Source organism: Leucobacter rhizosphaerae, assembly GCF_022919175.1.
GTDB classification, from domain to species: Bacteria; Actinomycetota; Actinomycetes; order Actinomycetales; family Microbacteriaceae; genus Leucobacter; species Leucobacter rhizosphaerae.
Map to the genome: position 1 here is coordinate 2,983,958 of NZ_CP095043.1, position 23,396 is coordinate 3,007,353.

Annotated in this window: 21 protein-coding genes and 1 pseudogene; 8 read left to right on the forward strand and 14 right to left on the reverse strand. The window is 70.7% G+C overall.

What is annotated here, in order from left to right:
• Nucleotides 1-3: 3 nt before the first annotated feature.
• The 6 genes and pseudogenes from MUN76_RS13775 to MUN76_RS13800 form a co-directional block, all read right to left on the reverse strand.
• Nucleotides 4-1,695, reverse strand: coding sequence for an ABC transporter permease (locus tag MUN76_RS13775; RefSeq protein ID WP_244685442.1), 1,692 nt, complete (start codon nucleotides 1,693-1,695; stop codon nucleotides 4-6).
• Nucleotides 1,679-2,707 carry an ABC transporter substrate-binding protein gene (locus tag MUN76_RS13780; protein WP_244685443.1) on the reverse strand — a complete coding sequence of 343 codons (1,029 nt, stop codon included), beginning with the start codon at nucleotides 2,705-2,707 and terminating at the stop codon, nucleotides 1,679-1,681. Before MUN76_RS13780 ends, MUN76_RS13775 begins: the two co-directional genes overlap by 17 nt.
• The gene (locus MUN76_RS13785) at nucleotides 2,697-3,512 is read right to left on the reverse strand and encodes a metallophosphoesterase family protein (RefSeq protein ID WP_244685445.1); all 816 of its coding nucleotides are present in this window, start codon (nucleotides 3,510-3,512) and stop codon (nucleotides 2,697-2,699) included. The genes MUN76_RS13780 and MUN76_RS13785 overlap by 11 nt, the downstream gene beginning before the upstream one ends.
• Nucleotides 3,509-4,258 carry a tyrosine-protein phosphatase gene (locus MUN76_RS13790; protein WP_244685447.1) on the reverse strand — a complete coding sequence of 250 codons (750 nt, stop codon included), beginning with the start codon at nucleotides 4,256-4,258 and terminating at the stop codon, nucleotides 3,509-3,511. Before MUN76_RS13790 ends, MUN76_RS13785 begins: the two co-directional genes overlap by 4 nt.
• A 125-nt stretch (nucleotides 4,259-4,383) precedes the next feature.
• The gene (locus MUN76_RS13795; RefSeq protein WP_244688821.1) at nucleotides 4,384-4,524 is read right to left on the reverse strand and encodes a hypothetical protein; all 141 of its coding nucleotides are present in this window, start codon (nucleotides 4,522-4,524) and stop codon (nucleotides 4,384-4,386) included.
• Nucleotides 4,525-5,039: 515 nt separating this feature from the next.
• A pseudogene (locus MUN76_RS13800) lies at nucleotides 5,040-5,267 on the reverse strand (hypothetical protein); the annotation flags it as partial.
• 211 nt (nucleotides 5,268-5,478) lie between these two features.
• Here MUN76_RS13800 and MUN76_RS13805 point away from each other — a divergent pair.
• The 4 genes from MUN76_RS13805 (at nucleotide 5,479) to MUN76_RS13820 (ending at nucleotide 10,913) form a co-directional block, all read left to right on the forward strand.
• Nucleotides 5,479-8,004 (forward strand): ATP-dependent Clp protease ATP-binding subunit, encoded by a 2,526-nt coding sequence (locus tag MUN76_RS13805; RefSeq protein ID WP_244685449.1) that lies wholly within the window; start codon nucleotides 5,479-5,481, stop codon nucleotides 8,002-8,004.
• A gap of 169 nt (nucleotides 8,005-8,173) precedes the next feature.
• Nucleotides 8,174-9,658 (forward strand): MFS transporter, encoded by a 1,485-nt coding sequence (locus MUN76_RS13810; RefSeq protein WP_244685451.1) that lies wholly within the window; start codon nucleotides 8,174-8,176, stop codon nucleotides 9,656-9,658.
• A 74-nt stretch (nucleotides 9,659-9,732) separates the two neighbouring features.
• Nucleotides 9,733-10,266 (forward strand): amino-acid N-acetyltransferase, encoded by a 534-nt coding sequence (locus tag MUN76_RS13815; RefSeq protein ID WP_244685452.1) that lies wholly within the window; start codon nucleotides 9,733-9,735, stop codon nucleotides 10,264-10,266.
• A gap of 26 nt (nucleotides 10,267-10,292) precedes the next feature.
• Complete coding sequence (locus tag MUN76_RS13820) at nucleotides 10,293-10,913, forward strand: hypothetical protein (RefSeq protein WP_244685454.1); 621 nt, start codon at nucleotides 10,293-10,295, stop codon at nucleotides 10,911-10,913.
• 3 nt (nucleotides 10,914-10,916) lie between these two features.
• On the opposite strand, the gene MUN76_RS13825 is transcribed toward MUN76_RS13820, so the two are convergent.
• Nucleotides 10,917-11,672, reverse strand: coding sequence for an alpha/beta fold hydrolase (locus MUN76_RS13825; RefSeq protein ID WP_244685456.1), 756 nt, complete (start codon nucleotides 11,670-11,672; stop codon nucleotides 10,917-10,919).
• Between the two features lie 34 nt (nucleotides 11,673-11,706).
• A complete protein-coding gene (locus MUN76_RS13830) occupies nucleotides 11,707-12,657 on the reverse strand; it encodes an endo alpha-1,4 polygalactosaminidase (protein WP_244685458.1) in 951 nt (316 codons plus the stop codon).
• A 125-nt stretch (nucleotides 12,658-12,782) separates the two neighbouring features.
• On the opposite strand from MUN76_RS13830, the gene MUN76_RS13835 reads away from it, so the two are divergent.
• Nucleotides 12,783-12,965 carry a hypothetical protein gene (locus MUN76_RS13835; protein ID WP_244685460.1) on the forward strand — a complete coding sequence of 61 codons (183 nt, stop codon included), beginning with the start codon at nucleotides 12,783-12,785 and terminating at the stop codon, nucleotides 12,963-12,965.
• 126 nt (nucleotides 12,966-13,091) lie between these two features.
• Here MUN76_RS13835 and MUN76_RS13840 read toward each other — a convergent pair whose 3' ends face one another.
• On the reverse strand, nucleotides 13,092-14,639 hold the full coding sequence (locus tag MUN76_RS13840; protein WP_244685462.1) for a PucR family transcriptional regulator: 1,548 nt from the start codon (nucleotides 14,637-14,639) through the stop codon (nucleotides 13,092-13,094).
• A gap of 156 nt (nucleotides 14,640-14,795) precedes the next feature.
• On the opposite strand from MUN76_RS13840, the gene MUN76_RS13845 reads away from it, so the two are divergent.
• The 3 genes from MUN76_RS13845 (at nucleotide 14,796) to MUN76_RS13855 (ending at nucleotide 18,472) form a co-directional block, all read left to right on the forward strand.
• The gene (locus MUN76_RS13845; RefSeq protein WP_244685463.1) at nucleotides 14,796-15,998 is read left to right on the forward strand and encodes a CaiB/BaiF CoA transferase family protein; all 1,203 of its coding nucleotides are present in this window, start codon (nucleotides 14,796-14,798) and stop codon (nucleotides 15,996-15,998) included.
• A gap of 29 nt (nucleotides 15,999-16,027) precedes the next feature.
• Nucleotides 16,028-17,191 (forward strand): acyl-CoA dehydrogenase family protein, encoded by a 1,164-nt coding sequence (locus MUN76_RS13850; protein ID WP_244685465.1) that lies wholly within the window; start codon nucleotides 16,028-16,030, stop codon nucleotides 17,189-17,191.
• A 234-nt stretch (nucleotides 17,192-17,425) separates the two neighbouring features.
• Nucleotides 17,426-18,472, forward strand: a complete 1,047-nt coding sequence (locus MUN76_RS13855; protein ID WP_244685467.1) for a CPBP family intramembrane glutamic endopeptidase — start codon at nucleotides 17,426-17,428, stop codon at nucleotides 18,470-18,472.
• A gap of 53 nt (nucleotides 18,473-18,525) precedes the next feature.
• Here the strand turns inward: MUN76_RS13855 and MUN76_RS13860 are convergent, their stop codons facing one another.
• Genes MUN76_RS13860 through MUN76_RS13880 form a run of 5 tightly spaced genes read right to left on the reverse strand, consistent with a single transcriptional unit; the run spans nucleotide 18,526 to nucleotide 23,311 of the window.
• Nucleotides 18,526-19,107 (reverse strand): TetR/AcrR family transcriptional regulator, encoded by a 582-nt coding sequence (locus tag MUN76_RS13860; RefSeq protein ID WP_244685469.1) that lies wholly within the window; start codon nucleotides 19,105-19,107, stop codon nucleotides 18,526-18,528.
• Between the two features lie 10 nt (nucleotides 19,108-19,117).
• Nucleotides 19,118-19,591: a cupin domain-containing protein gene (locus MUN76_RS13865; RefSeq protein WP_244685471.1), complete on the reverse strand. Its 474-nt coding sequence runs from the start codon at nucleotides 19,589-19,591 to the stop codon at nucleotides 19,118-19,120.
• Complete coding sequence (locus tag MUN76_RS13870) at nucleotides 19,588-20,502, reverse strand: ABC transporter permease (RefSeq protein WP_244685472.1); 915 nt, start codon at nucleotides 20,500-20,502, stop codon at nucleotides 19,588-19,590. Before MUN76_RS13870 ends, MUN76_RS13865 begins: the two co-directional genes overlap by 4 nt.
• Nucleotides 20,499-21,737, reverse strand: a complete 1,239-nt coding sequence (locus MUN76_RS13875) for an ABC transporter permease (protein WP_244685474.1) — start codon at nucleotides 21,735-21,737, stop codon at nucleotides 20,499-20,501. Before MUN76_RS13875 ends, MUN76_RS13870 begins: the two co-directional genes overlap by 4 nt.
• A complete protein-coding gene (locus MUN76_RS13880) occupies nucleotides 21,734-23,311 on the reverse strand; it encodes an ABC transporter ATP-binding protein (RefSeq protein WP_244685476.1) in 1,578 nt (525 codons plus the stop codon). The genes MUN76_RS13875 and MUN76_RS13880 overlap by 4 nt, the downstream gene beginning before the upstream one ends.
• Between the last annotated feature and the right edge of the window lie 85 nt (nucleotides 23,312-23,396).

The following is a 23,396-nucleotide window of genomic DNA, read 5'->3' on the forward strand; positions in this document are numbered from 1 at the left end:
GTCCTAACGCTGGGTGCGGGCGGTGAGGCCGAGTCCGGCGAGGCCGACCACCGCGACGATGAGGGAGAGTGCAGACGAGGCGTTGTAGGCGCCCGCCTGCTGCAGATTGAAGATGACGACGCCGAGGGTCTGCGATCCTGGGGAGAGCAGCAGTACGGAGAGGGTGAGCTCGCGCACGGCGGTCAGCCCGACGAGGATCGCACCGGAGATCGCCGCGGGAACCGCCATCCGGCACGAGATGTCCCACAGCGCTCGCAGCCGAGAGGCGCCCGACACCCGCGCGGCCTCTTCGGCGGTGGTCGGGGTCGCGGAGAGCGGCGCGTGCACTGACTGTACGACCAGCGCGAGGAACGACGTGAGGTACGCGCACAGGATGATCCAGGGCGTGTTGTACAGGCCGATACGCGGGGCGATCACGAGCCACGCGACGGCGATGACGAGGCCCGGGATGGCCTGGGGCAGCAGCGACAGGCTGAGCAGGGCCGCGTTGCCACGAGCGCGGGTGCGCGTCACGAAGGTGCCGATCCCGAGCCCGAGCACACCGCAGCCGAGCGCCGCGAGCGTCGCCAGCATCAGCGAGTTGCCGATGCCCTGGAGGGTGCCGGATGCCGACAGCGCGCGCTCGAAGCTGGCGAGCGTCACGGTCTCCGGAGTGAATGGCACCCCGGGGGCCGGCAGCAGCGATTGGATCGCGAGCGTGATGAGCGGGAGCACCGTGACGGCCAGGACGGCGAGTGCGGTGACGACGGCCGCGGGGATGCGGGCACGCCCGAGCGGCAGCAGCGCGGGGGGCCCGGCCTGCGCGTCGAGCTCCACGCGGGTCCGGGCGCGGAGCAGGTCCACGACCACCCCGACGAGCGCGATTGCGAGCAGCACGAATCCGATGGCGGCGACCACCGCGAGTGGGTCCTCGACCGTGCCCGACTGCAGGTAGCGATAGACCAGCGTCGACAGTGTGACGTAGCGCTCGGGGAGTCCGATGATGGACGGGATCCCGAAGTCGGCGAGGTTCGACACCGCGATGAGGGTGAACGAGGAGAGCATGGCGGGCCGCAGTAGCGGTGTGGTGACCTCCCAGAGCGCGCGCGGAGCGGAGGACCCGGCGATGCGCGCCGCCTGCTCGAGGTCGGCGGGCACGCGCCGCAGCGCGGCTGTCACGATCATCATGGCGATGGGATAGCTGTGCAGCGTGAGCAGGAAGACGACGCCGTCGCCGCCGTAGAGATTCCACAGCGGACCGCCGAAGCGGGTCGCCCAGAAGGTGTTGACGGCCGAGGACGGTCCGAGGAGGCTCAGCCACGCGATCGCCCCCACGAAAGGCGGCATGAGCATGGGGCTGAGCGCCAGCAGCCGCAGTGCGCGGCGACCGGGCAGATCGGTGCGCTCGAGGAGCAGCGCCAGGGCGGTGCCGACGACGACCGCGAGCGCACCCGACACGCTTGCGGAGACGAGCGAGTTGCCGGTGGCGGTGAGCACATCGGGATCACCGAGCGCCGTCCATCCGCCGCCACTGATTGCGAGCACAACGATGGCGATGATCGGCACCAGGATCAGTGCGGCGACCGCGCACCACAGGGCGAGGCGCGCGGCGGAGAAGCCGTCGAGGGTGCGGGCGCCGGAGCGCGGCCCGCGGGCCCGATCGAGGTCGACCGGACCCGCGGAGCTGCGCTCCAGAGTGCTACTGGAAGAGGGCATTGAAGGTCTCGACGGCGTCGGCCTGCGAGGCGCGGATGGTCTCGAGGTCGGGGTTCAGGAAGTCGATGTCGGCGATGGCAGGTGCGCCCTCGGGGCTGTCGACGTCGGACCGGATCGGCAGGTACGACTGCGACGCGGCGATCTCCTGGCCCTCCTGGCTGATGAGGAAGTCGACGAAGAGCTTTGACGCCTCGGCCTCGTCCGTGTTCGCGAAGATGCCGACCGGCTGCGAGACGAAGGGCACGCCCTCGCTCGGGTAGATCGCCTCGATCGGCGAACCCGCGGCGGCGAGGTCGCGCACCAGCGAGTCGACGACGATCCCGACCGGGCTGCTGCCGTCGGCGACGGCCTGCGAGACGGGGCCGTTGCTCTCGGCGATCAGCGGCTGGTTGGCGGCGAGGCCCTCGAGCCAGGTCGTGCCGAGCGAGGCGTCATCGAGCCAGACTGCGGCGTTGTAGGCCGCGGCGCCGGAGACGTCCGGATTCGGCATGGCGATCTTGCCCGCGTACTGCGCGTCCGTGAGATCCTGCCACGACGTGGGTGCATCGGTGATGACGTTGGTGTTCACCGCGATGACGGTGGGGATGAGGCGTGTGCCGACGTAGAAGTGCTCGGGGTCGATGAGATCCTGCTGGATCGCTTCGGCCTCGGGAGATGCGTACTCAAGGAGCAGGTCGCGCTCGGCGTAGTCCTCGAAGGTGCCGGCGTCCGCCGCGAGCAGCAGGTCGGCGCCGATGTCGCCGGCCTTCTCCTCGGTCGCGATTCGCGCGGTGAGGTCGCCGGTGCCGGCGCGGAACACGTCGACGGTGATTGCGGGGTGGTGCGCGTTGAATGCGGCGATGACCGCGTCGATCTTCTCCTGCGGCTCCGACGTGTAGAGCGTGATGGTGGAGGCCTCGGCGGTGTCGGCCGCGTCGGATCCCGCGGCGTCGGCCGAGGTGGCGCAGCCGGTGAGTGCGAGGGCCGAGAGGGCGAAGGCGGCGATGACGCCGGTGGTGCGGTTACGAGACATGAGTCACTTTCTGTGCGGTGCTGCTGATGGGTTGTGTGAAGAGAGGCTCGGGGGAGTGCAGGGCGATGGTCGACGCGCTGACACCTGCGCTCGTGAACTGCACGAGCGAGAACATGGGGGAATCGTGACCGGCGACCGCGTCCGGGCCCGCGTCCATCACCTGGTGGTAGGCGAGCGACGGACCGACGAACACGGGGATGCCCTGAACGGAGGCAGAGAGGCTGTGGTGGTAGTGCCCGGCGAGGATCGCGCGCACGTCGGTGCCGGCGAGGACGTCGAGCAGCGCGTCGGCGTTCGCGAGGCCCTGGCGTCGCAGCGTGGGGAGCGGGGACGCGATCGGGGCGTGGTGCAGTGCGACGATGGTGCCGGCCTGCGCGGGAATCGCGAGCTCGTCCGCGAGCCACTCGAGTTGCGCCGCGTCGACGGTGCGACGGTGAGAGTCGAGTCTGATGACGCGGGTGCCGTCGACGTGATGGGCGCCGAAGTGGCCGGACGCGTGACTGGGCAGGGTGCGGGCCGCGATGGGATCGTCGTGGTTGCCCAGAACGGTGAGCACGGGCACCCCGAGCCGCTCCTCCAGCCGGCGGCACGCCGCACCCACCGCCGCGTAGGCGCCTGTGTGCCCGCGTTCGATGAGGTCGCCCGTGATCACGACCGCTTCCGGCGTGATGCCTGCCGCGCTCGCGTAGTCGCCCACGCGCTCGATGCGCCCCACTCCGTCGACCGCGTCGTACAGGAGGCCGGAGTCGGTCGCGTGCACGTCGCTCAGGTGCAGCACCGTGAAGCGGCCCGTATCCCGGCTCACGCGACGGGCTCCGCGGCCAGTGCTGCGGGGCAGGCGGCTCGGGATCCCGCCGCGCGCTGCTGCAGCGCCGTGAGATGGTGCGACTCGGCGCCGTGCGCGAGGAGGTACGACGCGACGCCCCCGAACGAATCGATCAGGTCGAGCGCCGACTCCAGCGCTTCGGCCGGGCTGTCGAGGTGCAGGCGCTCGGCCGCGGCGCGCTCCGCCGCGGACAGGGCGAGGGCGTCGAGCTGCGCGGCGGCGATCGCCGAGCGGACCGGCCGCACGGTCTCGCCCGACCTCGCGTAGTCGGCGACGACCGCCGTCCGGTCGTCGCCCGCGGCCAGACGCGCGAGGGCGATGACGAGCCCGGTGCGGTCCTTGCCCGCCGTGCAGTGCACGAGAGCGACGCCGGGATGTTCGGCGATCGCCACGACCGCGGCGGTGAGTCGCGCCGCACGCTCGGTCACGAGCCCGGCGTAGATCGTCTCGAGCGATCCCGAGCTCGGCGGCGCCTGCCCGTAGAGCGGTGCGGAGCGCACGGGAATGCCGTGGGAGCGCGGCCCGTGCTCGTCGGGCTCGCGCAGATCGATCACGAGGCCGACACCCAGATCACGGAGCAGCCGTTCACCATCGGGGGTGAGCGTGTCGAGTGCCGCGGACCGCACGACCCAGGGTCGAGCCGCGGAGCCGACGCCTCGGGTGTTGTAGCTGTCGTCGAGCGAGATGACGTGCACTGCGGAGAGCTCCTGTCGATTGCCGCCCATTACATCGAGCGTGAAATGCGGTTACAAGAGCAGCATCTCGGGACCGGGTGTCGGGTTCGTGAACGGCGAGGGGATCGCGGGTGACGGTCGGGATAACCTCGCGAGATCTCCCGATCAGAGGTGGTTTATGCGGTCGGTTCGGCGAGTGCGTCGGCCACGACTTCTCGCATCTCGAGCGTGTCGGCGGGCTCGGTGCGCCGCGCGACCTCGGTGACGAGCGCCTGCAGGAGCACGGAGTGACCGAGCCGGCTGAAGAAGGGATCCACCGTGTGCTCGGTGCCGATGGCGCCGGTGCAGAGCGCGATGTCGGCGAGGTCCGCGAGGGGGATCGCGCGTAGCTCCCCACCGTGATGACCCGGGCGCCGCGTCGTGCGGCCGCGCGAACGGTGGCGAGAGTGTGCGCGTTCGCTCCCGAGTGGCTCAGAGCCAGGCAGACGTCGTCACCGGTCACGCTGTGCGCGGCGAACTGCTGGGCGAGGATATCGAGCGGAGCCTCGACGGGTCTGCCCACGGTCGAGAACCGCATCGCCGCGTCTTGGAGCGGGGGAGCCGAGAATCCGTTGGCGGTGCACACCACACGACGCGCGCCGGCGAGGGCGCCCGCGGCGCGCGTGAGCGCGTCGCGGTCGACGGTCTGCCGGCCGACGAGCAGCGCGACCCGGGCGCTCTCGAACACCCGGTCGACGATGTCGCCCGCGGAACCCTCGTGCGGCGCGGTCGGCGCGGGCTCACGGGCGAGCTCGAGGCGGACGTGCTGGAAGCCGCGGAATCCGAGCCGCTGGCAGGCCCGGATCACCGTCGCCGTCGAGGTGCCCGCGGCGGCGGCGAGATCCTGGGTCGACCACTGCGGCACCTCGTCGGCGCGCTCCAGCATTACGCGGGCGACGGCTCCCTCGCTGGGCCCGAGGCCGCCGGCGAGCGCGCGGATCACGGCGAGAGCGGACCCCGAGGGGATCGAGGCCGACGCGGTGGAGAGATCGGGGCGGGCGTCGAGGTCCGGTGCGGGCATGCGAACACGATAGGCGGGATCGGTGAACGCGAGGTGGCCGGTCCGTGGCGAATCGGTGGGGGACGCGGGTGCTCGCCCGATCCGCGTGCCCCACAGAGTCGCTGCGTGTCACGCCTGCGGCGAACACGGCCCCGCGATCCGGGATCACCCCGTAGCCTTGCTTCATCGGCGGTATCCCACCGTGCAACGGGAACCGCAGGGAGGTAGAGAGATGTTCGAGAGATTCACCGACCGTGCTCGTCGCGTCGTCGTCCTCGCCCAAGAAGAGGCGAAGATGCTCAATCACAACTACATCGGGACCGAGCACATTCTGCTCGGCCTCATCCACGAGGGTGAGGGTGTGGCGGCCAAGGCGCTCGAGCAGCTCGAGATCTCGCTCGACGCCGTGCGCGCGCAGGTGACCGACATCATCGGCACCGGGCAGCAGCCGCCGGCCGGTCACATCCCGTTCACCCCGCGCGCCAAGAAGGTGCTCGAGCTCAGCCTCCGCGAGGCCCTGCAGCTCGGCCACAACTACATCGGCACCGAGCACATCCTGCTCGGCCTCATCCGCGAGGGCGAGGGTGTCGCGGCGCAGGTGCTCGTGAAGCTCGGCGCCGATCTCAACCGCGTGCGTCAGACCGTGATCCAGCTCCTCTCCGGCTACCAGGCCGGCAAGGAGAGCGCGACCGTCGGCGCCCCGGAGACGGGCGGCGAGGCCAAGGGATCGCAGGTGCTCGACCAGTTCGGCCGCAACCTGACCCAGGCCGCGCGCGAGGGCAAGCTCGATCCCGTCATCGGGCGCGAGAAAGAGGTCGAGCGGGTCATGCAGATCCTCTCGCGTCGCACGAAGAACAACCCCGTGCTGATCGGCGAGCCCGGCGTCGGCAAGACCGCCGTCGTCGAGGGTCTCGCGCAGGCAATCATCAAGAACGAGGTGCCGGAGACGCTGAAGGACAAGCAGGTGTACGTGCTCGACCTCGGCTCCATGATCGCCGGCAGCCGCTACCGCGGCGACTTCGAGGAGCGCCTGAAGAAGGTCACCAAGGAGATCCGCAACCGCGGCGACATCATCATCTTCATCGATGAGATCCACACGCTCGTGGGCGCCGGTGCGGCCGAGGGCGCCATCGACGCGGCGAACATCCTGAAGCCGATGCTCGCCCGCGGCGAGCTGCAGACGATCGGCGCCACGACGCTCGACGAGTACCGCAAGCACTTCGAGAAGGACGCCGCGCTCGAGCGCCGGTTCCAGTCGATCCAGGTCGCCGAGCCGTCGCTGCCGCACTCCATCAACATCCTGAAGGGGCTGCGCGACCGCTACGAGGCGCACCACAAGGTGTCGATCACCGACGGTGCGATCGTCGCCGCGGTGAACCTCGCGGATCGCTACGTGCAAGATCGTTTCCTCCCGGACAAGGCGATCGACCTGATCGACGAGGCCGGCGCGCGGCTCCGGCTCTCGATCCTGTCGAGCCCGCCCGAGCTGCGCGAGTTCGACGAGAAGATCGCCGTCGTCCGCGCCGACAAGGAGCAGGCGATCGAGCAGCAGGACTTCGAGGCGGCCGCGAACAAGCGCGACGAGGAGAAGAAGCTCATCGCCGAACGGCTGCGGCTCGAGAAGCAGTGGCGCGCGGGTGACGTCACCACGAACGCCGAGGTCGACGAGGGTCTGATCGCCGAGGTGCTCGCGCAGGCCACCGGGATCCCCGTCTTCAAGCTCACCGAAGAGGAGACCAGCCGTCTCCGGTTCATGGAGGAGGCGCTGCACCAGCGCGTCATCGGTCAGAACGAAGCCATCTCGGCGCTCGCGAAGACCATCCGTCGCCAGCGCGCCGGCCTCAAGGACCCGAAGCGTCCGTCGGGCTCGTTCATCTTCGCCGGCCCCACGGGCGTCGGCAAGACCGAGCTCGCCAAGGCGCTCGCCGAGTTCCTGTTCGACGACGAGGGTGCCCTGATCTCCCTCGACATGTCGGAGTACGGCGAGAAGCACACGGTGTCGCGACTCTTCGGCGCCCCTCCCGGGTTCGTCGGATTCGAGGAGGGCGGTCAGCTCACCGAGAAGGTGCGCCGCAAGCCGTTCTCCGTGGTGCTGTTCGACGAGATCGAGAAGGCCCACCCGGACATCTTCAACTCGCTGCTGCAGATCCTCGAAGAGGGGCGTCTCACCGACGGCCAGGGCCGCGTGGTCGACTTCAAGAACACCGTCATCATCATGACGACCAACCTCGGCTCCGCGTCCATCGCGGGCGGCCCGGTCGGGTTCCAGATCGAGGGCGACAGCCAGATCGGCTACGACATGATGAAGGGCAAGGTGACGGAGGAGCTCAAGAAGCACTTCAAGCCCGAGTTCCTGAACCGTGTCGATGACACGATCGTGTTCCCGCAGCTGTCGAAGCCGGAACTGCTCCAGATCGTCGATCTCTTCGTGAAGCAGCTCAAGGATCGTCTGCTCGACCGCGACATGCACATCGAGGTCTCGCCCGCGGCCCGCGAGCGGCTCTCCGAGATCGGGTACGACCCGACGCTGGGGGCGCGGCCGCTGCGTCGCGCGATCCAGCGCGAGATCGAGGATCGCCTCTCCGAGCGGATCCTGGGTGCCGAACTGCTGGCCGGCGACCTCGTGAAGGTCGACTTCGCCGACGGCGAGTTCACCTTCGAGACGAACCGCGACGCCGAGAAGGCGCACGGCGAGACCTCGGCGTCGGCCGCGGCCGCGGTCGCCTCGACGGCGGCAACGCCGGGCAACGCCGAGTAGGACACCGCTCGACGGACGGGCCCATCGCTTCGGCGGTGGGCCCGTTTTGATATACTCGGAGATCTGCCCGCGGACGATCGTGGGGTGGTCCGTCCGGCCGGAGCCCTGCTCCCGCTGTCGATCCGAGGCTTGAAACCTTCAGCATTATCCAATGCCTGAAGGAGGCACCGTGACCATCCCGAACGACACCGCGACGATTCCCGTCGCACCGGCATCCGGCTCCGAATCCGGACCGGCGCCCGCTCCGTCGACGTCGCGCAGGTGGTGGGCGCTCGCGGTGATCGCGCTCACCCAGCTCGTCGTGGTGCTCGACGGCACGATCGTGAACGTGGCGCTCCCGAAGGCGCAGCAGGATCTCGGGCTGAGCGACGGCGAACGGCAGTGGGTGGTCACGGCCTACGCGCTCGTCTTCGGAGCGCTCCTGCTGCTCGGCGGGCGCATCGCCGACTACTGGGGCCGCAAGCGCGCGTTCCTCGTCGGCATGGTCGGGTTCGGCGCGGCCTCCCTGTACGGTGGGCTCGCGCAGGGAGCCACCGAGCTCATCGTCGCGCGCGGACTCCAAGGACTCTTCGCGGCGCTGCTCGCGCCCGCCGCCCTCGCACTGCTCACCGTGACCTTCCCGTTCGGGCGCGACCGGAACACCGCATTCGCCGTCTACGGCGCGGTGGCCGGCAGCGGTGCGGCGGTCGGGCTGCTGCTCGGCGGGCTCCTCACCGAGTTCGCCAGCTGGCGCTGGTGCCTTCTCGTGAATCTGGTCTTCGTTGCGATCGCCGTGCTGGTCGGGGCGCTGGTGCTGCAGGAGAGCCGGGCACCGGGGCGGGGCCGCCTGGACGTCTGGGGCGCCGTCACCGTGACCCTCGGCTTCGGCACGCTCGTCTACGGCTTCACCCTTGCGGAGGGCGGCTGGCTGCGCGTCGATACGCTCGGTTGCCTGCTGGGTGGGATCGTGCTCCTCGGGCTCTTCGTCTGGATCGAGTCCCGCGTCGCGCAGCCCCTGTTGCCGCTCCGAGTCTTGCGCCATCGAGTGCGCGCGGGCGCCTACGTGATCCAGGCGATCATCGGGAGTGTGCTCATCGGCAGCACCCTCTACATGACACTGCACCTGCAGCTCGTGCTCGGCATGGCGCCGCTGATGGCCGGCGCAGCCACCGTCGTGATGACGGTGGCGACCCTCGTGGTGGTGCCCGTCTTCACGCGGGTGCTCGCCGCGGTCGGCCCACGGCCGCTCATGGTGGGCGGGCCGCTCCTCGCGGCAGCGGGGATGCTCTGGCTCGGACGGATCACCGCCGACGGCGACTACGCGACGCAGATGCTCCCGGGCCTCATCCTGCTCGGCGCCGGCATCGGCATCACGTTCGTGCCGCTGCAGAACCTCGCCCTCATCGGAGTTGCCCCGGCCGACGCCGGTGCGGCTTCGGCCACGGTGAACGCGTCGATGCAACTGGGCGGGTCGGTCGGGCTCTCCCTCTTCGCGCTCGTCGCGGCCTCTGCCACATCGGCCGCGGTGTCGGGCGGTGCCGGTGCTGCAACCGCGCTCGCGAGCGGGTACGGGCTCGTCTTCACCGTTGCCTCCGGGGCGCTCGTCGTGGCGGCGATCGTCGCTTTCGTGTGCATCCGGGGATCCCGGGAATCGCTGATGCCGAGCCACGGGTAGCATCACGCTCGCGTGGATGTCGAGGCGGTCGGGCGACGCGGATCCGGCCGCCCGGAGGGCATAGGCTGGTTCCTATGACCCGAGGCCCCGAGATCCAGATCCGCACCGCGCGCACGGCCGATGTGCCGCGCATGGTCGAGCTGATGGAGCCGCTCGTCGCGAGGCGAATCCTGCTCGGCAAGGATCTGGTGGAGCTCTACGGGGCCGTCCCGGAGTTCCTGGTCGCGACGCTCGACGACGGCGCGGGGGAGGACGCCACCGTGATCGGCTACGGGGCGGTGCACGTGATGTGGGACCAGCTGGGCGAGGTGCGCACGCTGGGCGTCTCGGAGGAGCACCTCGGCCGCGGCGTCGGCCACCGGCTCCTCCAGGCGCTCGAGGCGCGCGCGGAGCAGCTCGGGCTGACCCAGCTCTTCTGCCTCACCTTCGAGACCGACTTCTTCGGCAAGCACGGCTTCGAGGAGGTCAGCGAGAATACGGCGCTCGTCGCCGCCGACGTCTACGCCGAGCTCCTCCGCTCGAACGACGAGGGTGTTGCCGAGTTCCTGGATCTCGCCCGTGTGAAGCCGAATACCCTCGGCAACACGCGCATGTTGAAGCGCCTCTGACGCGCGAACCCGGTTACGCTGGCGCTATGTCGACGCTGCGAGATCCCGTGGGACCGAAGGACCGGAAGGTCTACATCCGGCGCCGGATCATCGTGCTCGCCGTGCTGGTCGCGGTGATCGCGCTGGTGGTGCTCATCTTCGTGAAGCCCGGCTCGAGCGGTGGTGTCAAGGATGCGGCCCAGGTCGAGGTGCCGAGCGACCTGGCAGGGAGCACCTCGCCGACACCGAAGGACGACGACGAGGTGCCGGCGTGCGCTCCCGGGAGCCTCCGGGTCGAGGCGGTCACCGATCAGACCGAGTACGTCGAGGGGGTGCTGCCCCAGCTGTCGCTCACGGTGACGAATGTCGGGGGCGACGCGTGCTCCGCGGACCTCGGGACCGCGGGCATGCAGTTCGCGGTGTCGAGCGGCGACGACGAGGTGTGGCGCTCCACGGACTGCCAGGTCGATCCCGAATCCCTCGCCGTGATCCTGGAGCCGAACGAGCCGCTCACGAGCGAGCCTCTCGCGTGGGATCGCACCCGATCCTCCCCGGACACCTGCGACATCACGCGCGAGCCGGTGGTCGCCGGGGGCGCGTCGTACCACCTTCGGGTCGTCGCGGCCGGTGTCGATGGAGCCGGGACCGCGCAGTTCCTGCTGTACTGAGCCTCAGGGGCGAGCCGGGTGCTCGGCCAGGAAGTCCAGGATCAGCGAGCCCGCGGGTTCGGGGCTCTTGATCATCGCCTCGTGCCCTCGACCCGGGATCTCGTCCATCGTGCCGTGGGGCAGCGCGGACGCGACCTCCGATACCCAGTCGCGCGGGCACACGCGGTCCGTCTCGCCGCGCAGCACGAGGGTCGGGGTCTCGATCTCGGGGCAGAGATCCTCGATCCGGTGGTCGAGCATGAAGCGGAGCTTGTTGATGAACCACATGGGGCTCGTCTTGGCGTAGGCCCAGAGCCCGGTGAAGAGCACCTTCGGGCCCTCGCCGGCCAGATCCTGGATCATGCGGAGCGCCTGCTGGTGGGCCGTGCGCTCGTGCCGGTTCACGGTCGGCGCGATCAGCACGAGGGCGTCGACGAGTTCCGGGTGGCGCGCGGCCACTTCGGCCACGATCTGCGTTCCCATGGAGTGTCCGACGAGCACGACTCGGCGCGGAGACTCGTCACGGATGAACTGCGCCACGACCTCGGCGGTCTCCGTGAGCGTCGCGGCCGATCCGGGTTCGGGGGAGTCGCCGAACCCCGGGAGATCCACGGCGAGCACGCGGCCCCGGCCGGCGAGCATCTCGGCGGTCTCCGAGTAGACGATCCGGCCCATCCCGATGCCGTGGACGAGGACGAACACCACATCGCCGCTCCCGCGGAGATCGGTGAAGGCCATGGTCACCTCGCCGAGGGTGTACTCCCGGTCGATGCGCTCCATACCCTCCAGCGTACCGCGCGTGTTCGGGCCTCTCTTACCGTGCGCCGCACAGCTCGAAGACGTGCGACGGGTCACCCGGGCGGGTGAGATCCCGGTCGCGATGCACCATCGACGCGGGGGCATCGGCCTGCGCGCACAACTCGGCGAACGTGCGATCGGAGTCCTCCGTGTACTCGATGTCGATGACGTGCGGCCCGTACGCCGCCGCGTAGGTGCCGCACTCGCGGAACGCGGCGCACTCCTCGGTGACGGCGAAGTCGAAGCCCGCCTGCTCCCGCAGCGCGGTCGTGTCCTCGGCCGCGTTCTTCTGCCCCACAGCGAGCCCCGCGCCGTGAGCGACCTCGACGAACGCGGCGGCCAGCGCGAGATTGTCCTCCAACGTGAGCGCGCCGTGCGATCGGGTGTACGAGTCGAGGTTGTCGAATTCCACCGCGTGGTAGCCGTCGGCCGCGCACCCCGTGATCCAAGGGGTGACGCGGTCGAGGATCTCGCTTCGCTGCTCCGGGGTGGAGGTGTCGAGCAGGATCTCGTCGGGCCACTCCGGGTCGACGACGGACGCTCCGCCGCGCTGCAGCAGTGCGGTCTCCGGCCAATCGGCGAGCTCACCGGGTTGCGTTTGGAAGCCGTTGACGTAGCAGATCGAGTAGATCCCGTCGGCGGGCGGATCTCTGCGGTCGCGGGCCACGATCCCGACGCCCTCCGCCGGGGGATACGCGCCGCCGAGCTGGTAGTCGGGCGCGGCGCCGGCCGGGGGCAGGGCGACGCCGATGCTCGCGGGTGCGGTGGTGGGGGCCGGCGGCTCGGATTCGGCCGCGGTGACGGATGCCGATTCGGGCGGCGCCGTGGCGGGGCGGTCGGCCGCACAGGCGGCGAGGCCGAGCGCGAGGAGTGCGCCGGTGGTCGCGACCGCGACGACGCGCGCGAGTGCAGCGGCGGGTCGTTCGGCGCGGGATTGTGCCGCGCGGGATCGGTGGGCTGGGGTCACACCGTCATGCTAGGCGACGCGGCGGGAATTCCGCCGGGTACGCGATCCCGCCTGGTGATCGCGGCCCCGAACGGTCATATCGCGATTCGTCGCCCCGTCCGCGCCGAACGGAGGTATCGTGAAGCATGGACAGGAAACGAGCATCAGAGACCGGGATCCGAGTCGAGATCCCTCAGGGCACGGGCGAGTCGGTCGCGGTCGACGAGCTCATCGACGACCTGCTGCACGGCGACGTCAACGGTGCGCTGCACGCACTGCACGAGCCCCACAATGAGGCCGTTCCGGGCGAGGCCGTGCCGGGTCAGTAGATCCGGGCGGCCACCGCACGACCATCGCACGACCACCCCACGCTGGCTGCGCCATTCACGGCGGAGATTTCAGTTCTGGAGGATCGAATCCCCGGAATCGATCCTCCCAGGGTGAGATCTCCGCAATTACTGTCGGCTCGCAGGTGCGAGATCCGCTGAGCCCGCATCCTCGAGGCGGAGCGCGAACCACAGCTCGGCGCGGTCATCGGCGTCGGCGAGGGAGCGCTCGGTGAGCCGCTCGATGCGCGTGAGGCGATCCCGCAGGGTGTTGCGGTGGATCCCGAGCGCGGTCGCGGCCGGTCCTCGCTGCCCGTCGGCGCGGAACACGGCGAGCAGGGTCTCCCGCAGCTGCGCACGATCCGCGGCCGAGAGCGGCACACGATCCCCGGTCGGCTCCGTGCCGTGGTGCACGGAGAGCGGGCCCAGCACCCGGGCGCTCAGCGCGCGCTGCGCCGAACCCGTGACGCCCGCTGCGAGGTCGATGCTGAGCAGCGCCTCGAGCAGCGGGGTGTCCCGATCCGCCCACACCACCTCGGGTACTCGAGGCGCGGTGTAGAGCGGTGCCGTGAGCGAGAGCGACTGCAGGCGCGCGCCCGCCGACCGGGCACTGAGTACCGCGTCCTCCAGCAGCGCCCCGCGCCCGACGACGGCGTCGAGTCCGTGCGCCGCGGCGACCCCGAGCGCGTGCTCGACCGCGGTGTCGGTGTCGCTGCACAGCTGCCAGGCGAGGCTCAGGCCCGGCGCGCGCGGGGCATCGGCCCCCGGGGCGATCAGTCGGTCGAGGCCGCTCCGAGGGCGGCGGCGCCAGGACGCGACGTCCTCCGCGGTGCCCTGCAGCGCGATCGCCCGGATCCGTGCGGGCAGGTCGAGCGCGGGTGCGAGGATCGCGGCGCTTCGGGGCGATGCCGTCCCCGCGAGCAGCCTGGCCGTGAACCGCTCCCAGCGCTCGCGCTCGCGCGTCTCCTCGGCGCGGTCGCCGCGGAGTCCCACGCCGAGCACCATCGATCCCGCGGCGACGACCGAGCGACCCTCGGGGGTGAGCGGGGCGTCTCCCGTGATGGCGAGGCGCAGCGCACCCTCCGCGTCGAGAGCGATGGTCTCGGTGGTGCCGCCGGTGTGCTCCGCAGAGAACCCGGCGGTGCTGGCGAGCACCGTGTCGTCCGAGCCGAGGAGCGCGAGGTGCCGCCCGGTCGCCTGGGCGATGCTCGCGAGCACCTCCGCCGGGTCCTGGTCTCCGCGCGAGCGATCCAGCAGTCGCTGCTGCGCCTGCAGCGCCCCGCGCGCGGCCCGGAGCTCGTCGGCTCGCAGCAGCTCGGCGACCGCCTTGCTGACGGCGATGAACGGGGTGGGAAGGGGGATCTCGAAGAGCGCCACGCGGTAGGCGCTCGCCGCGGAGAGGAGTGCGGGCGGGATCCGGTCGTGGTTCACGCCGACCCCGAAGCCGATCGCGGCCACGCGCGCGCGGCTCAGGGCTGCGACGAAATCGCGCCAGCGGGGGTCGTCGGCGCCGAGCGTCAGGCCGGTGGTCATGATGATCTCGCCGCCCTCGAGGTACTCGCTCAGGTCGAGCAGCTCGGTCGTGGAGACCCAGGAGAGCTCCGGATCGCCGGGCCCGGCTTGCACGAGGCGGAGGCCGAGCCCGGGGAGCGCGAGCAAGTGCGAGAGCGTGACCATAGAGCGATTCTTGCACAGGCTCGATGCCGGTTGGTATGCAAGGTTGCGCCCGAGCGCCGAGGCCACGCTCGTAGACTGGGGTCACCCGAGACATCGATGCGATGCGGGGGGCGCGTCGCCCGGCGGCGTGCCCGACGGACCGGCCGAAGGGACTTCGTGAGCGAGGGATCTGCACAGACACAGCCCGGGGGCGCCCTGAGCGGCATCCGCGTGGCCGACTTCTCGCGTGTGCTCGCGGGACCGCACGCCACCATGATCCTCGCGGATCTGGGCGCGGACGTGATCAAGATCGAGAGCCCGGAGGGTGACGGCACGCGGCAGTGGCGCCCGCCCGTGAACGCGATCGGGCAGAGCACCTACTTCGCCGGGGTGAACCGCGGCAAGCGATCCGTCGTGTGCGACCTGCGCGACCCGGACGGGCTCGCACGCGCCGCGGAGATCGCCAGGACCGCCGACGTGGTGATCGAGAACTTCAAGCCCGGCACGATGGAGCGCTTCGGTCTCGGCTACGAGGCCCTCGCGGAGCAGAACCCCGGCCTGGTCTACTGCTCGATCTCGGGCTTCGGCGACGCGGCGGGCAAGGACCTCCCGGGCTACGACCTGCTCGTGCAGGCCGTCGGCGGGCTCATGAGCATCACGGGCGCCTCCGACGGCGAGCCGATGAAGGTCGGCGTGGCCCTCGTCGACATCCTCACCGGACTCAACTCGGTGATCGGGATCCAGGCCGCCCTCCGCGCCCGCGACACGGCCGGCTCGCCGACCGCCGGACGCGGCCAGCACGTCAAGGTGACGCTCCTCGGGTCACTGCTGTCGGCGCTCGCGAACCAGGCCTCCTCGACGCTCGAGACCGGGGTCTCCCCGACGCGCATGGGCAACGCCCACCCGTCGATCGCACCCTACGAGACCCTCGACGCCGCCGACCAGTCGATCGCGCTCGCCGTCGGCACGGACGGCCAGTTCGCCCGGCTCTGCGAGGTGCTGGGCGTGCCCGAGCTCGCGACCGATGCGCGCTTCGCGACGAACCCGGATCGGGTCGCCCACCGGGTCGAGCTGCGTGCGGCGCTCGAGGTGCCGCTCCGCGAGCGCACGGCGGAGGAGTGGATCACGGCCTTCACCGCCGCGAACATCCCCGCCGGGCGCGTGAACACGATCGGGCAGGCGATCGATCTCGCGGAGTCCCTCGGACTCGGGATCGTCGCGGAGACCCCCGCGGTCGCCCCCGACGGCACACCGCAGACCCTGCGCTCGATCGCGACCCCGATCGACTTCTCCGCGACCCCCGCCCAGTACCAGGCGCCGCCGCCCGGTGTCGGCGAGCATCAGGGTGCGAGCTGGATCCCGCGCCCCACCACCCACTGACGTCACCCCCCCCCAGACCAAGGAGCACCATGACCACCACCATCGACCAGCTGTTCAACGTCGCCGACTACGTCACCGAGGAGGAGCGCGAGTGGCAGCTGAAGGCGCGTGAGTTCGCGCAGACGCGGATCCGGCCCATCATCGACCAGGCCTTCGAGGACCGCCGCCTGCCCGTCGAGCTGCTGCCCGAGGTGGGCGAGTTCGGCGCCTTCGGCATGTACCTCGAGGGGTACGGCCTGCGCGGGGCGTCCTCGGTCGCCTACGGACTCGTCGCGATGGAGTTCGAGGCGGTCGACTCCGGCTTCCGCACGGCGCTGTCCGTGCAGGGCTCGCTCGCGATGGGTGCCATCTACAAGTTCGGCTCCGAGGAGCAGAAGCAGCAGTGGCTGCCCGCGATGGGCCGCGGCGAGGCGATCGGCTTCTTCGGGCTCACCGAGCCCCAGGGCGGCTCCGACCCCAACACGATGCTCACCACCGCCCGCCGTGACGGCGACCAGTGGGTGCTGAACGGCAAGAAGCGTTGGATCGGCCTCGCCACCATCGCCTCCGTCGGGGTCATCTGGGCGAAGGACGAGGAGGGGATCGTGCGCGGCTTCGTCGTGCCGACCGACACCCCGGGCTTCCAGGCCACCGCGATCGAGAACAAGCTGTCGATGCGCGCCTCGCTGCAGACCGAGATCGAGCTCACCGACGTGCGGCTGCCGCTCGACGCGATCCTGCCGAAGTCGAAGGGCCTGTCGTCGCCCTTCAAGTGCCTGAACGAGGCGCGCTACGGGATCGCCTGGGGTGTGATGGGCGCGGCCCGATCCTGCCTCGAGGTGGCCGTCGAGCGCTCGCAGACCCGCGAGGTCTTCGGCACCCCCATCGGCGGCAAGCAGATCATCCAGGCGCAGCTCGCGGACATGTTCCTCGAGTACCAGAAGGGCCTGCTGCTCGCGCTGCACCTCGGCCGGCTGAAGGACGCGGGCAACCTCACCTACGGTCAGATCTCGGTGGGCAAGCTCAACAACGTGCGCGAGGCCATCAAGATCGCGAACAACGCCCGCTCGATCCTCGGCGGCGACGGCATCACGAGCGACTTCCCGGTGATGCGCCACATGGCGAACCTCGAGTCCGTGCGCACCTACGAGGGCACCGACGAGGTGCACCAGCTCGTGATCGGGCGTGAACTGACGGGGATCGCTGCGTTCTAGTCAGAGCTGGGTGCCCGTCCTCGGGGACGGGTGATCGGTCACACATTTCGGAGAACTCACTCCTGACGGTCGAGATCCGCGGATCCGGTCCCGAAGGAGTGAGTTCTCCTGTGTGTTTGGCGCCGGAGTGGTGGTGCAGTGGTGGTGGGGCGCCGCCGTGGCGGGCAAGCGGCGAACTGGCCGGCCCCGCTCGCGCCCCCATAGGATCGAAGGGGGACCGGGAGAGGAGAGGGAATGACGCAGGGGCCAGATGTGACACCGACGACCGAGCAGGGGCCGGAGGTGACCGCGGCCGACCCGGCACAGCACCTCGCCGCGACGCAGGGCCCGGCCGCAATCCCGGCCCGAGTCCCGTGGGGCGCCGTCGCGCTGTTCGTGCTCCTCTCGTTCGGGCTCGCCTGGCTCGTCGCCCTGCCGCTCTGGGTGCTGGGCCCCGAGCACGACGCCTTCCCGCTCCTGCTCGGCCTCATCGCGTCGGCCATGATGTTCACACCCACCCTCGCGGTGCTCGCCGTGACGTTCCTGCTTCGGGTACCCGCGACGGGATCCCGTCTCCGCTTCCTGGGCATGTGGCCGCTGCGGCCCGCGAAGCGGGTCGTGTGGTGGACCGTCGCAGCGATCTTCGCCCCCGCGATCCTCGTGGCCGCCTCGGTCGGCGTCGCCGCCCTGTTCGGGTGGACCACCCTCGACCTGGTGCACTTCTCCGGATTCGCGGAGTCGCTGGAGGGCGCGCTGCCCGCCACCGGTGTCGCCCTGCCGCCGATCGGCGTGCTCGTCGCGGCGCAACTCGCGGCGATCCCGCTCGGGGCGGTCATCAACTCCGTCTTCGCCGCGGGTGAGGAGATCGGCTGGCGCGGGTGGCTCGTCCCGGCGCTCCGCCCGCTCGGCGTCTGGCCGTCGCTGCTGCTGTCGGGTGCCATCTGGGGGCTGTGGCACTCGCCGCTGATCCTGCTCGGTTACAACTTCGGCCTGACGGACTGGCGCGGGGTCGCGCTCATGACCGTCGGCTGCACGGCCTGGGGTGTGCTCTTCGGGTGGTCGCGGCTGCGGACCGGATCGGTGTGGCCCGCGGTCGTGGGGCACGGGGCGCTGAACGCCTCGGCGTCGCTCGTGGTGATCGTCGCCGCCGCGGGGGCGCCTGTCGACCCGGCCCTGGTGAGCCCGCTCGGAGCCGCGGGGTGGATCGTGATCGCGGTCGTCACCGCGGTGCTGCTGCTCACCGGGCAGTTCCGTCGCGAGCCCGCGCTCGCCCCGTCGCGGCGGGCCGCTCCGGCCGCCTGAGCGGCTCCGACCCGGAGCACCCGGGTCGGAGCAGTCGATCGACTCCGGAGCGCCTATGCGGCGGCGGGGAACCACCACGCCGGTGCGCTCATCAGCACCGAGCGCAGGAACGGCTCGTGCGCCGTCGAACCGCTCTGCACCCAGGCCTTGATCGCCCCGACGAGGCCGTGCGCGAAGAAGCGGGCGACCACCGCGCGGTCGAACTCCGGAAGCTCCGGCTGCCAGGCCGCACGCTGTTCGAGGTACTGGGAGATCGTCTCGGTGAAGTGGTCGGCCAGCAGGTTCGGCACCGTGCCGTCCTGCGGAGTAGTGACCGACAGCACGTAGAGCGGTCGCAAGCGGTCGATGTGGTCGAGGATCTGATCGATGCTCGCCGTGAAGATCTCGACCGGATCACCGGAGTGCTCAGCGTAGCTCGAGATGTAGTGCTCGCGGGTGGAGTCGAGATCGAGCGCGAGCGCCGATCCCAGCACCTCCGCGGGAGACGAGAAGTGCTTGTAGAACGTCACACGGTTGATGCCGGCGAGCGCCGCGAGCTCCGACACCGAGATGCTCGGCACCGGCTTGGTGCTCGCGAGCTGGGTGATCGCCGCGTGCAGCGCTGCGCGCGTCCGGACGATTCGTGCGTCGGTCATGGGGACTACCCTAACCCGCCGGCGCGACGCGGGTGAGCGCCGCGATGCGCTCAGCGGCCTCCGGGTACCGTTCTTGCAGTGCGCTCCGCTCGCCGAGCTCGAAGCCGTCCCACTGGAACGGGGGCGCCATCGTCGTGCCGATGAGCGCCCAGTCGCCGACGGGGGACGAGCCCTGCATCACTCCCGCGGGCACGACCTGCTGCGGCAGCTGGCCGGCCGTGTGGTCCGGGCCGAGCAGCCGGGACTCGGATCGGCCGTCGGGGTGGAGCAGGAGCAGATCGAGCGGGGAGCCCGCGTACCAGTGGTAGACCTCCACCGAGTCGAGCGCGTGCAGCGCGGAGAAATCGGGGTCGATGAGGAGGTAGATGATCGCACTCGAGTGCTCGTCGAGGTACATCCGACGGAACAGCCCGCCCTCGTGCTCGAGGGGCTCGAGGCCGAGCGCGGTGACCCAGGCGGCCGCTTCGGTCGGGATCCCGGTCACGCGAGTGCGGCTTCGCGCGACTTGCGGAACCGGCGGCTCACCAGGATCAGCACGACGAGCGTCAGCACGTACGGGCCGGCGTCGGTGAGCTGCTGGGGCAGGCCGAAGGACTGCAGGCGGAAGCCCACCGCGTCGGCGAAGCCGAACAGGAGCGCGGCGCCGAGCACCCCCACCGGGTGCGCGCGGGCCAGCATCACGGCGACGACCGCGATCCAGCCGCGGCCGGCCGACATGTTCTCGGTGAACTGGACGACGTTGCCGAGGGCCAGCTGCGCGCCGCCGAGACCGGCGAGCGCACCCGAGGCGATGACCGCGCCGAGCTGATAGTGCTGCGGCTTCACGCCCATGGTCGCCGCGGCGAGCGGCCGCTCGCCGACGCCGCGCAGGCGCAGGCCGAGCGGGGTGCGGAAGAGCACCACCCAGAGCACCGGCACCAGGATCAGCGCGAGGTAGCCGAGCGGCGTGAGCGCGAAGAGCGCCCCGATCCACGGGATGTCCGCGAGGAACGGGATGCGCCAGACGGGGATCCCGTCGATCCCGGGATCCTGGAAGACACCCTGCACGCCGAAGACGGCGACGATGAGGAAGCTCGTCATGCCCACCGCGAGGATGTTCATCGCGATGGCCAGCACGATCGGATCACCCTTGCGGTACACCGCGCCGTAGCCGAGGATCAGCGAGAACAGCGCGCCCGAGATCATCGCGACGAGCGTTCCGACGATCCAGTTGTGCGTGAAGAACGAGGCCGCGACGCCGGCGAACGCGCCCACGAGGATCATGCCCTCGAGACCGATGTTGAAGATGCCCACGCGCTCGGCGAGCATACCGCCGAGTGCGGCGAGCAGGATCGGGATCAGCGAGCGCAGCACTGAGGCGACGAGATCCTGATCGAACAGGTCGAGGAAGTTCATCGCTCGGACTCCTTCGACTCGGTGGGGAGGGCCGCGGGGGCGGCGGACCCGACGGCGGCCGCGGACGGCGCGAGGTGCGGGTCGGTGAGCGGTTCCGGCTGCGCGAAGGGCGGTCCGTCCTCCACGGGTGCCGCGCGTTTCCTGAAGCGAGGCAGCGCGACCCGGAACGCCAGCAGAATGATGACGAGCGCCTGGATCACGGCGGCGATCTGCGGGGACAGCCCGAGTTCGCGGCCCATCGCGTCGCTGCCGACCATGATCGCGGCGAAGAAGACGCCGGCGATGACGATGCCGACCGGGCGGTAGAGCGCGAGCAGGGTGACGAGCAGGGCGGTCCACGCGTAGTTCGTCTGGATGAAGGAGCCCTCGATGAGGCGGGTGTTCGGGGCGCCGATGACGAGCATGAACCCGAAGAGCCCGGCGAGACCGCCGGAGAGCGCCATGGTGCGGAGTACGAGCGGCCCGGGCTTCACGCCGCCGTAGCGCACGAACTCGGCGTTCTGGCCGCTCAGGCCCGACTCGAAGCCGTAGCGGGTGCGGCGGTTGACGAAGATAGCGCCGAGCACCACCAGGATCAGGATCACGAGCGACCAGTTCACCCCGGTGAGCACCGCGGTGACCGGACTCGTCGCACCGAAGGTGTTGCGCAGCGTCTCGGCGAACCCGGAATCACGCGGCACGAGCATCGAGAGCTGCACCTCGGGGCGCACCTGCTCGCTCGCCACGAGGTCGGAGACCGGCTCGTCGAGGTGGAAGCGGATGAGCCAGGACGAGAAGTAGCGCGCCGGGTAGTTGAGCAGCAGGGTCGACAGCAGGATCGGTACGCCGAGCAGGTTCTGCAGCACCGCGGCGATCAGGCCCCACGCGGCGCCGACCGCGATCGCGACGATGAAGGCGAGCGGCACGATCAGGAGCGCCGGGCCGGGGACGTAGATCGCGACGATCCCGCCTGCGAGCGCACCGAGTCCGGCCTGCCCCTCCGTGCCGAGGTTCAGCACGCCGGCGCGGAAGGCGACGGCGATCGCGATGCCGATGCCGATGATCGGGATCGCGCGGGCCAGTGTGTTCGCGAGCCCCGCACCGGTGCCGAAGGAGCCGTTGAGCATGGCGGCGTAGCCGCTCAGCGGGTCGACCCCGGCGATGAGCATGAAGCACGCCCCGATGAGGAGCGCGAGGATGACGGAGATCGGGATCGGGCCGGCGAGCCAGCGGCCGAAACGGTGCAGGACGCTCACTGGGCGGCCCCCTTCTGCGCGGTGCGGCGTTCGAGCGCGGCGAACGTGCCGGGCCGGTGCGGCTCGTCGGGCTCGTGGCCAGCCATGTAGAGGCCGAGCAGCGCCTCGGTGGCCTCGGCCTGGGGGACCTCGGCGACGATCCGGCCCTCGAACATCACGAGGATGCGGGAGGACAGCGACATGATCTCGCTGAGCTCGGCGGAGATGAGGAGGAGCGCGCCGCCCGCGTCGCGGTACTCGCAGAGCTCGCGATGGATCGACTCGATCGCGCCGATGTCGACGCCCCGGGTCGGCTGTTCGGCGATGAGGAGCGGGGAGCGGTAGTCGAGCTCGCGCGCCACGACGACCTTCTGCAGGTTGCCGCCCGAGAGCGTGCCGACGGCGGTCGCGGGGGAAGCGATCTTCACGCCGAACCGGGAGATGAGCCGCTTGGCGTGCTCGACCATCGCGCCGCGCGAGAGCAGCCCGCGCTGCAGGATCGGGGCCGACCGGTGGTGGCCGAGGGCGAGGTTGTCGACGGCGCTCGCGGTGCCGGCGCTGCCGACGGCGTGCCGGTCCTCGGGGATGTAGGCGATGCCGCCGTCGCGCCGCTCGGCGATGGACGACTGACTGAGGTCGCGATCCTTGATGCGAATGCTGCCGTCGCTCGTGCGGCGCATGCCGATGATCGCTTCCGCGAGCTCGACCTGCCCGTTGCCGGCGACCCCGGCGATGCCGACGACCTCGCCCGCCCGCACGGTGAGGCTCGCGTCCGAGACCGACTCCCGCTCGCCCGATCCGGCCACCGTCAGCTCGCGCACGTCGAGCACGACCTCGCCCGGGGGATTGGCGGGCGGCGGCGTCGAGAGATCGACGTCGCGGCCGGTCATGTGGCGGGTGATCTCCGCTGGGGAGCTCTCGGCGGTGACGAGCTGCGCGACGTTGCGGCCGTCTCGGAGCACGGTCACGCGATCCGAGATCGCCATGACCTCGCCCAGCTTGTGCGTGATGAGAATGATGGTGCGGCCGTCGGATTTGAGGGCGCGCAGCACGTCGAAGAGGCGCTCGGTCTCCTGCGGGGTGAGCACGGCGGTGGGCTCGTCGAGGATGAGGACGCGGGCCTCGCGGTAGAGGGCCTTCACGATCTCGACGCGCTGGAGCACACCCACGGGCACGGAGTCGACCCGCTGCGTGGGGTCGATCGCGAGGCCGTACTGGGCGGCGATGTCAGAGACGCGGCGATTGGCCGCGGCGCGGTCGATGAGACCGCGCTTCGTCGGCTCACTGCGGAACACGACGTTCTCGGCGATCGTGAGCGACGGGAAGAGCTTGAAGGACTGGAACACCATGCCGATACCGGCGTCGATGGCGTCGAGCGGCGACGCGAAACTGCGACGCTCGCCCCGCACGAAGATCTCGCCCTCGTCGGGCTGGTAGACGCCGGCGAGCATCGACATCAGGATCGACTTGCCGGCGCCGTTCTCGCCCATGAGGGCGTGGATCTCGCCGGCCTCGACCTCGAAGTCGACGCGGTCGTCGGCGAGGACGCCCGGGAAGCGCTTCGTGATCCCGCGCATGGAAACCTCGGCGGCCATGCTCACTCCTTCGGGTCGTTCGTTCGGTGACGTGCTCGGCGGGTGGGCGGATGCGGTGATCCGCCCACCCGCCGAGCTCCGGCTG

What these genes read in the sequence shown, in the direction of transcription:
- MUN76_RS13790 (WP_244685447.1), bottom strand. Translation starts at nt 4,258, where the DNA reads ATGGGCGGCAATCGACAGGAGCTCTCCGCAGTGCACGTCATCTCGCTC.
- MUN76_RS13860 (WP_244685469.1), bottom strand. Translation starts at nt 19,107, where the DNA reads ATGACCGACGCACGAATCGTCCGGACGCGCGCAGCGCTGCACGCGGCG.
- MUN76_RS13815 (WP_244685452.1), top strand. Translation starts at nt 9,733, where the DNA reads ATGACCCGAGGCCCCGAGATCCAGATCCGCACCGCGCGCACGGCCGAT.
- MUN76_RS13870 (WP_244685472.1), bottom strand. Translation starts at nt 20,502, where the DNA reads ATGAACTTCCTCGACCTGTTCGATCAGGATCTCGTCGCCTCAGTGCTG.
- MUN76_RS13880 (WP_244685476.1), bottom strand. Translation starts at nt 23,311, where the DNA reads ATGGCCGCCGAGGTTTCCATGCGCGGGATCACGAAGCGCTTCCCGGGC.
- MUN76_RS13820 (WP_244685454.1), top strand. Translation starts at nt 10,293, where the DNA reads ATGTCGACGCTGCGAGATCCCGTGGGACCGAAGGACCGGAAGGTCTAC.
- MUN76_RS13805 (WP_244685449.1), top strand. Translation starts at nt 5,479, where the DNA reads ATGTTCGAGAGATTCACCGACCGTGCTCGTCGCGTCGTCGTCCTCGCC.
- MUN76_RS13840 (WP_244685462.1), bottom strand. Translation starts at nt 14,639, where the DNA reads ATGGTCACGCTCTCGCACTTGCTCGCGCTCCCCGGGCTCGGCCTCCGC.
- MUN76_RS13835 (WP_244685460.1), top strand. Translation starts at nt 12,783, where the DNA reads ATGGACAGGAAACGAGCATCAGAGACCGGGATCCGAGTCGAGATCCCT.
- MUN76_RS13855 (WP_244685467.1), top strand. Translation starts at nt 17,426, where the DNA reads ATGACGCAGGGGCCAGATGTGACACCGACGACCGAGCAGGGGCCGGAG.
- MUN76_RS13775 (WP_244685442.1), bottom strand. Translation starts at nt 1,695, where the DNA reads ATGCCCTCTTCCAGTAGCACTCTGGAGCGCAGCTCCGCGGGTCCGGTC.
- MUN76_RS13780 (WP_244685443.1), bottom strand. Translation starts at nt 2,707, where the DNA reads ATGTCTCGTAACCGCACCACCGGCGTCATCGCCGCCTTCGCCCTCTCG.
- MUN76_RS13825 (WP_244685456.1), bottom strand. Translation starts at nt 11,672, where the DNA reads ATGGAGCGCATCGACCGGGAGTACACCCTCGGCGAGGTGACCATGGCC.
- MUN76_RS13850 (WP_244685465.1), top strand. Translation starts at nt 16,028, where the DNA reads ATGACCACCACCATCGACCAGCTGTTCAACGTCGCCGACTACGTCACC.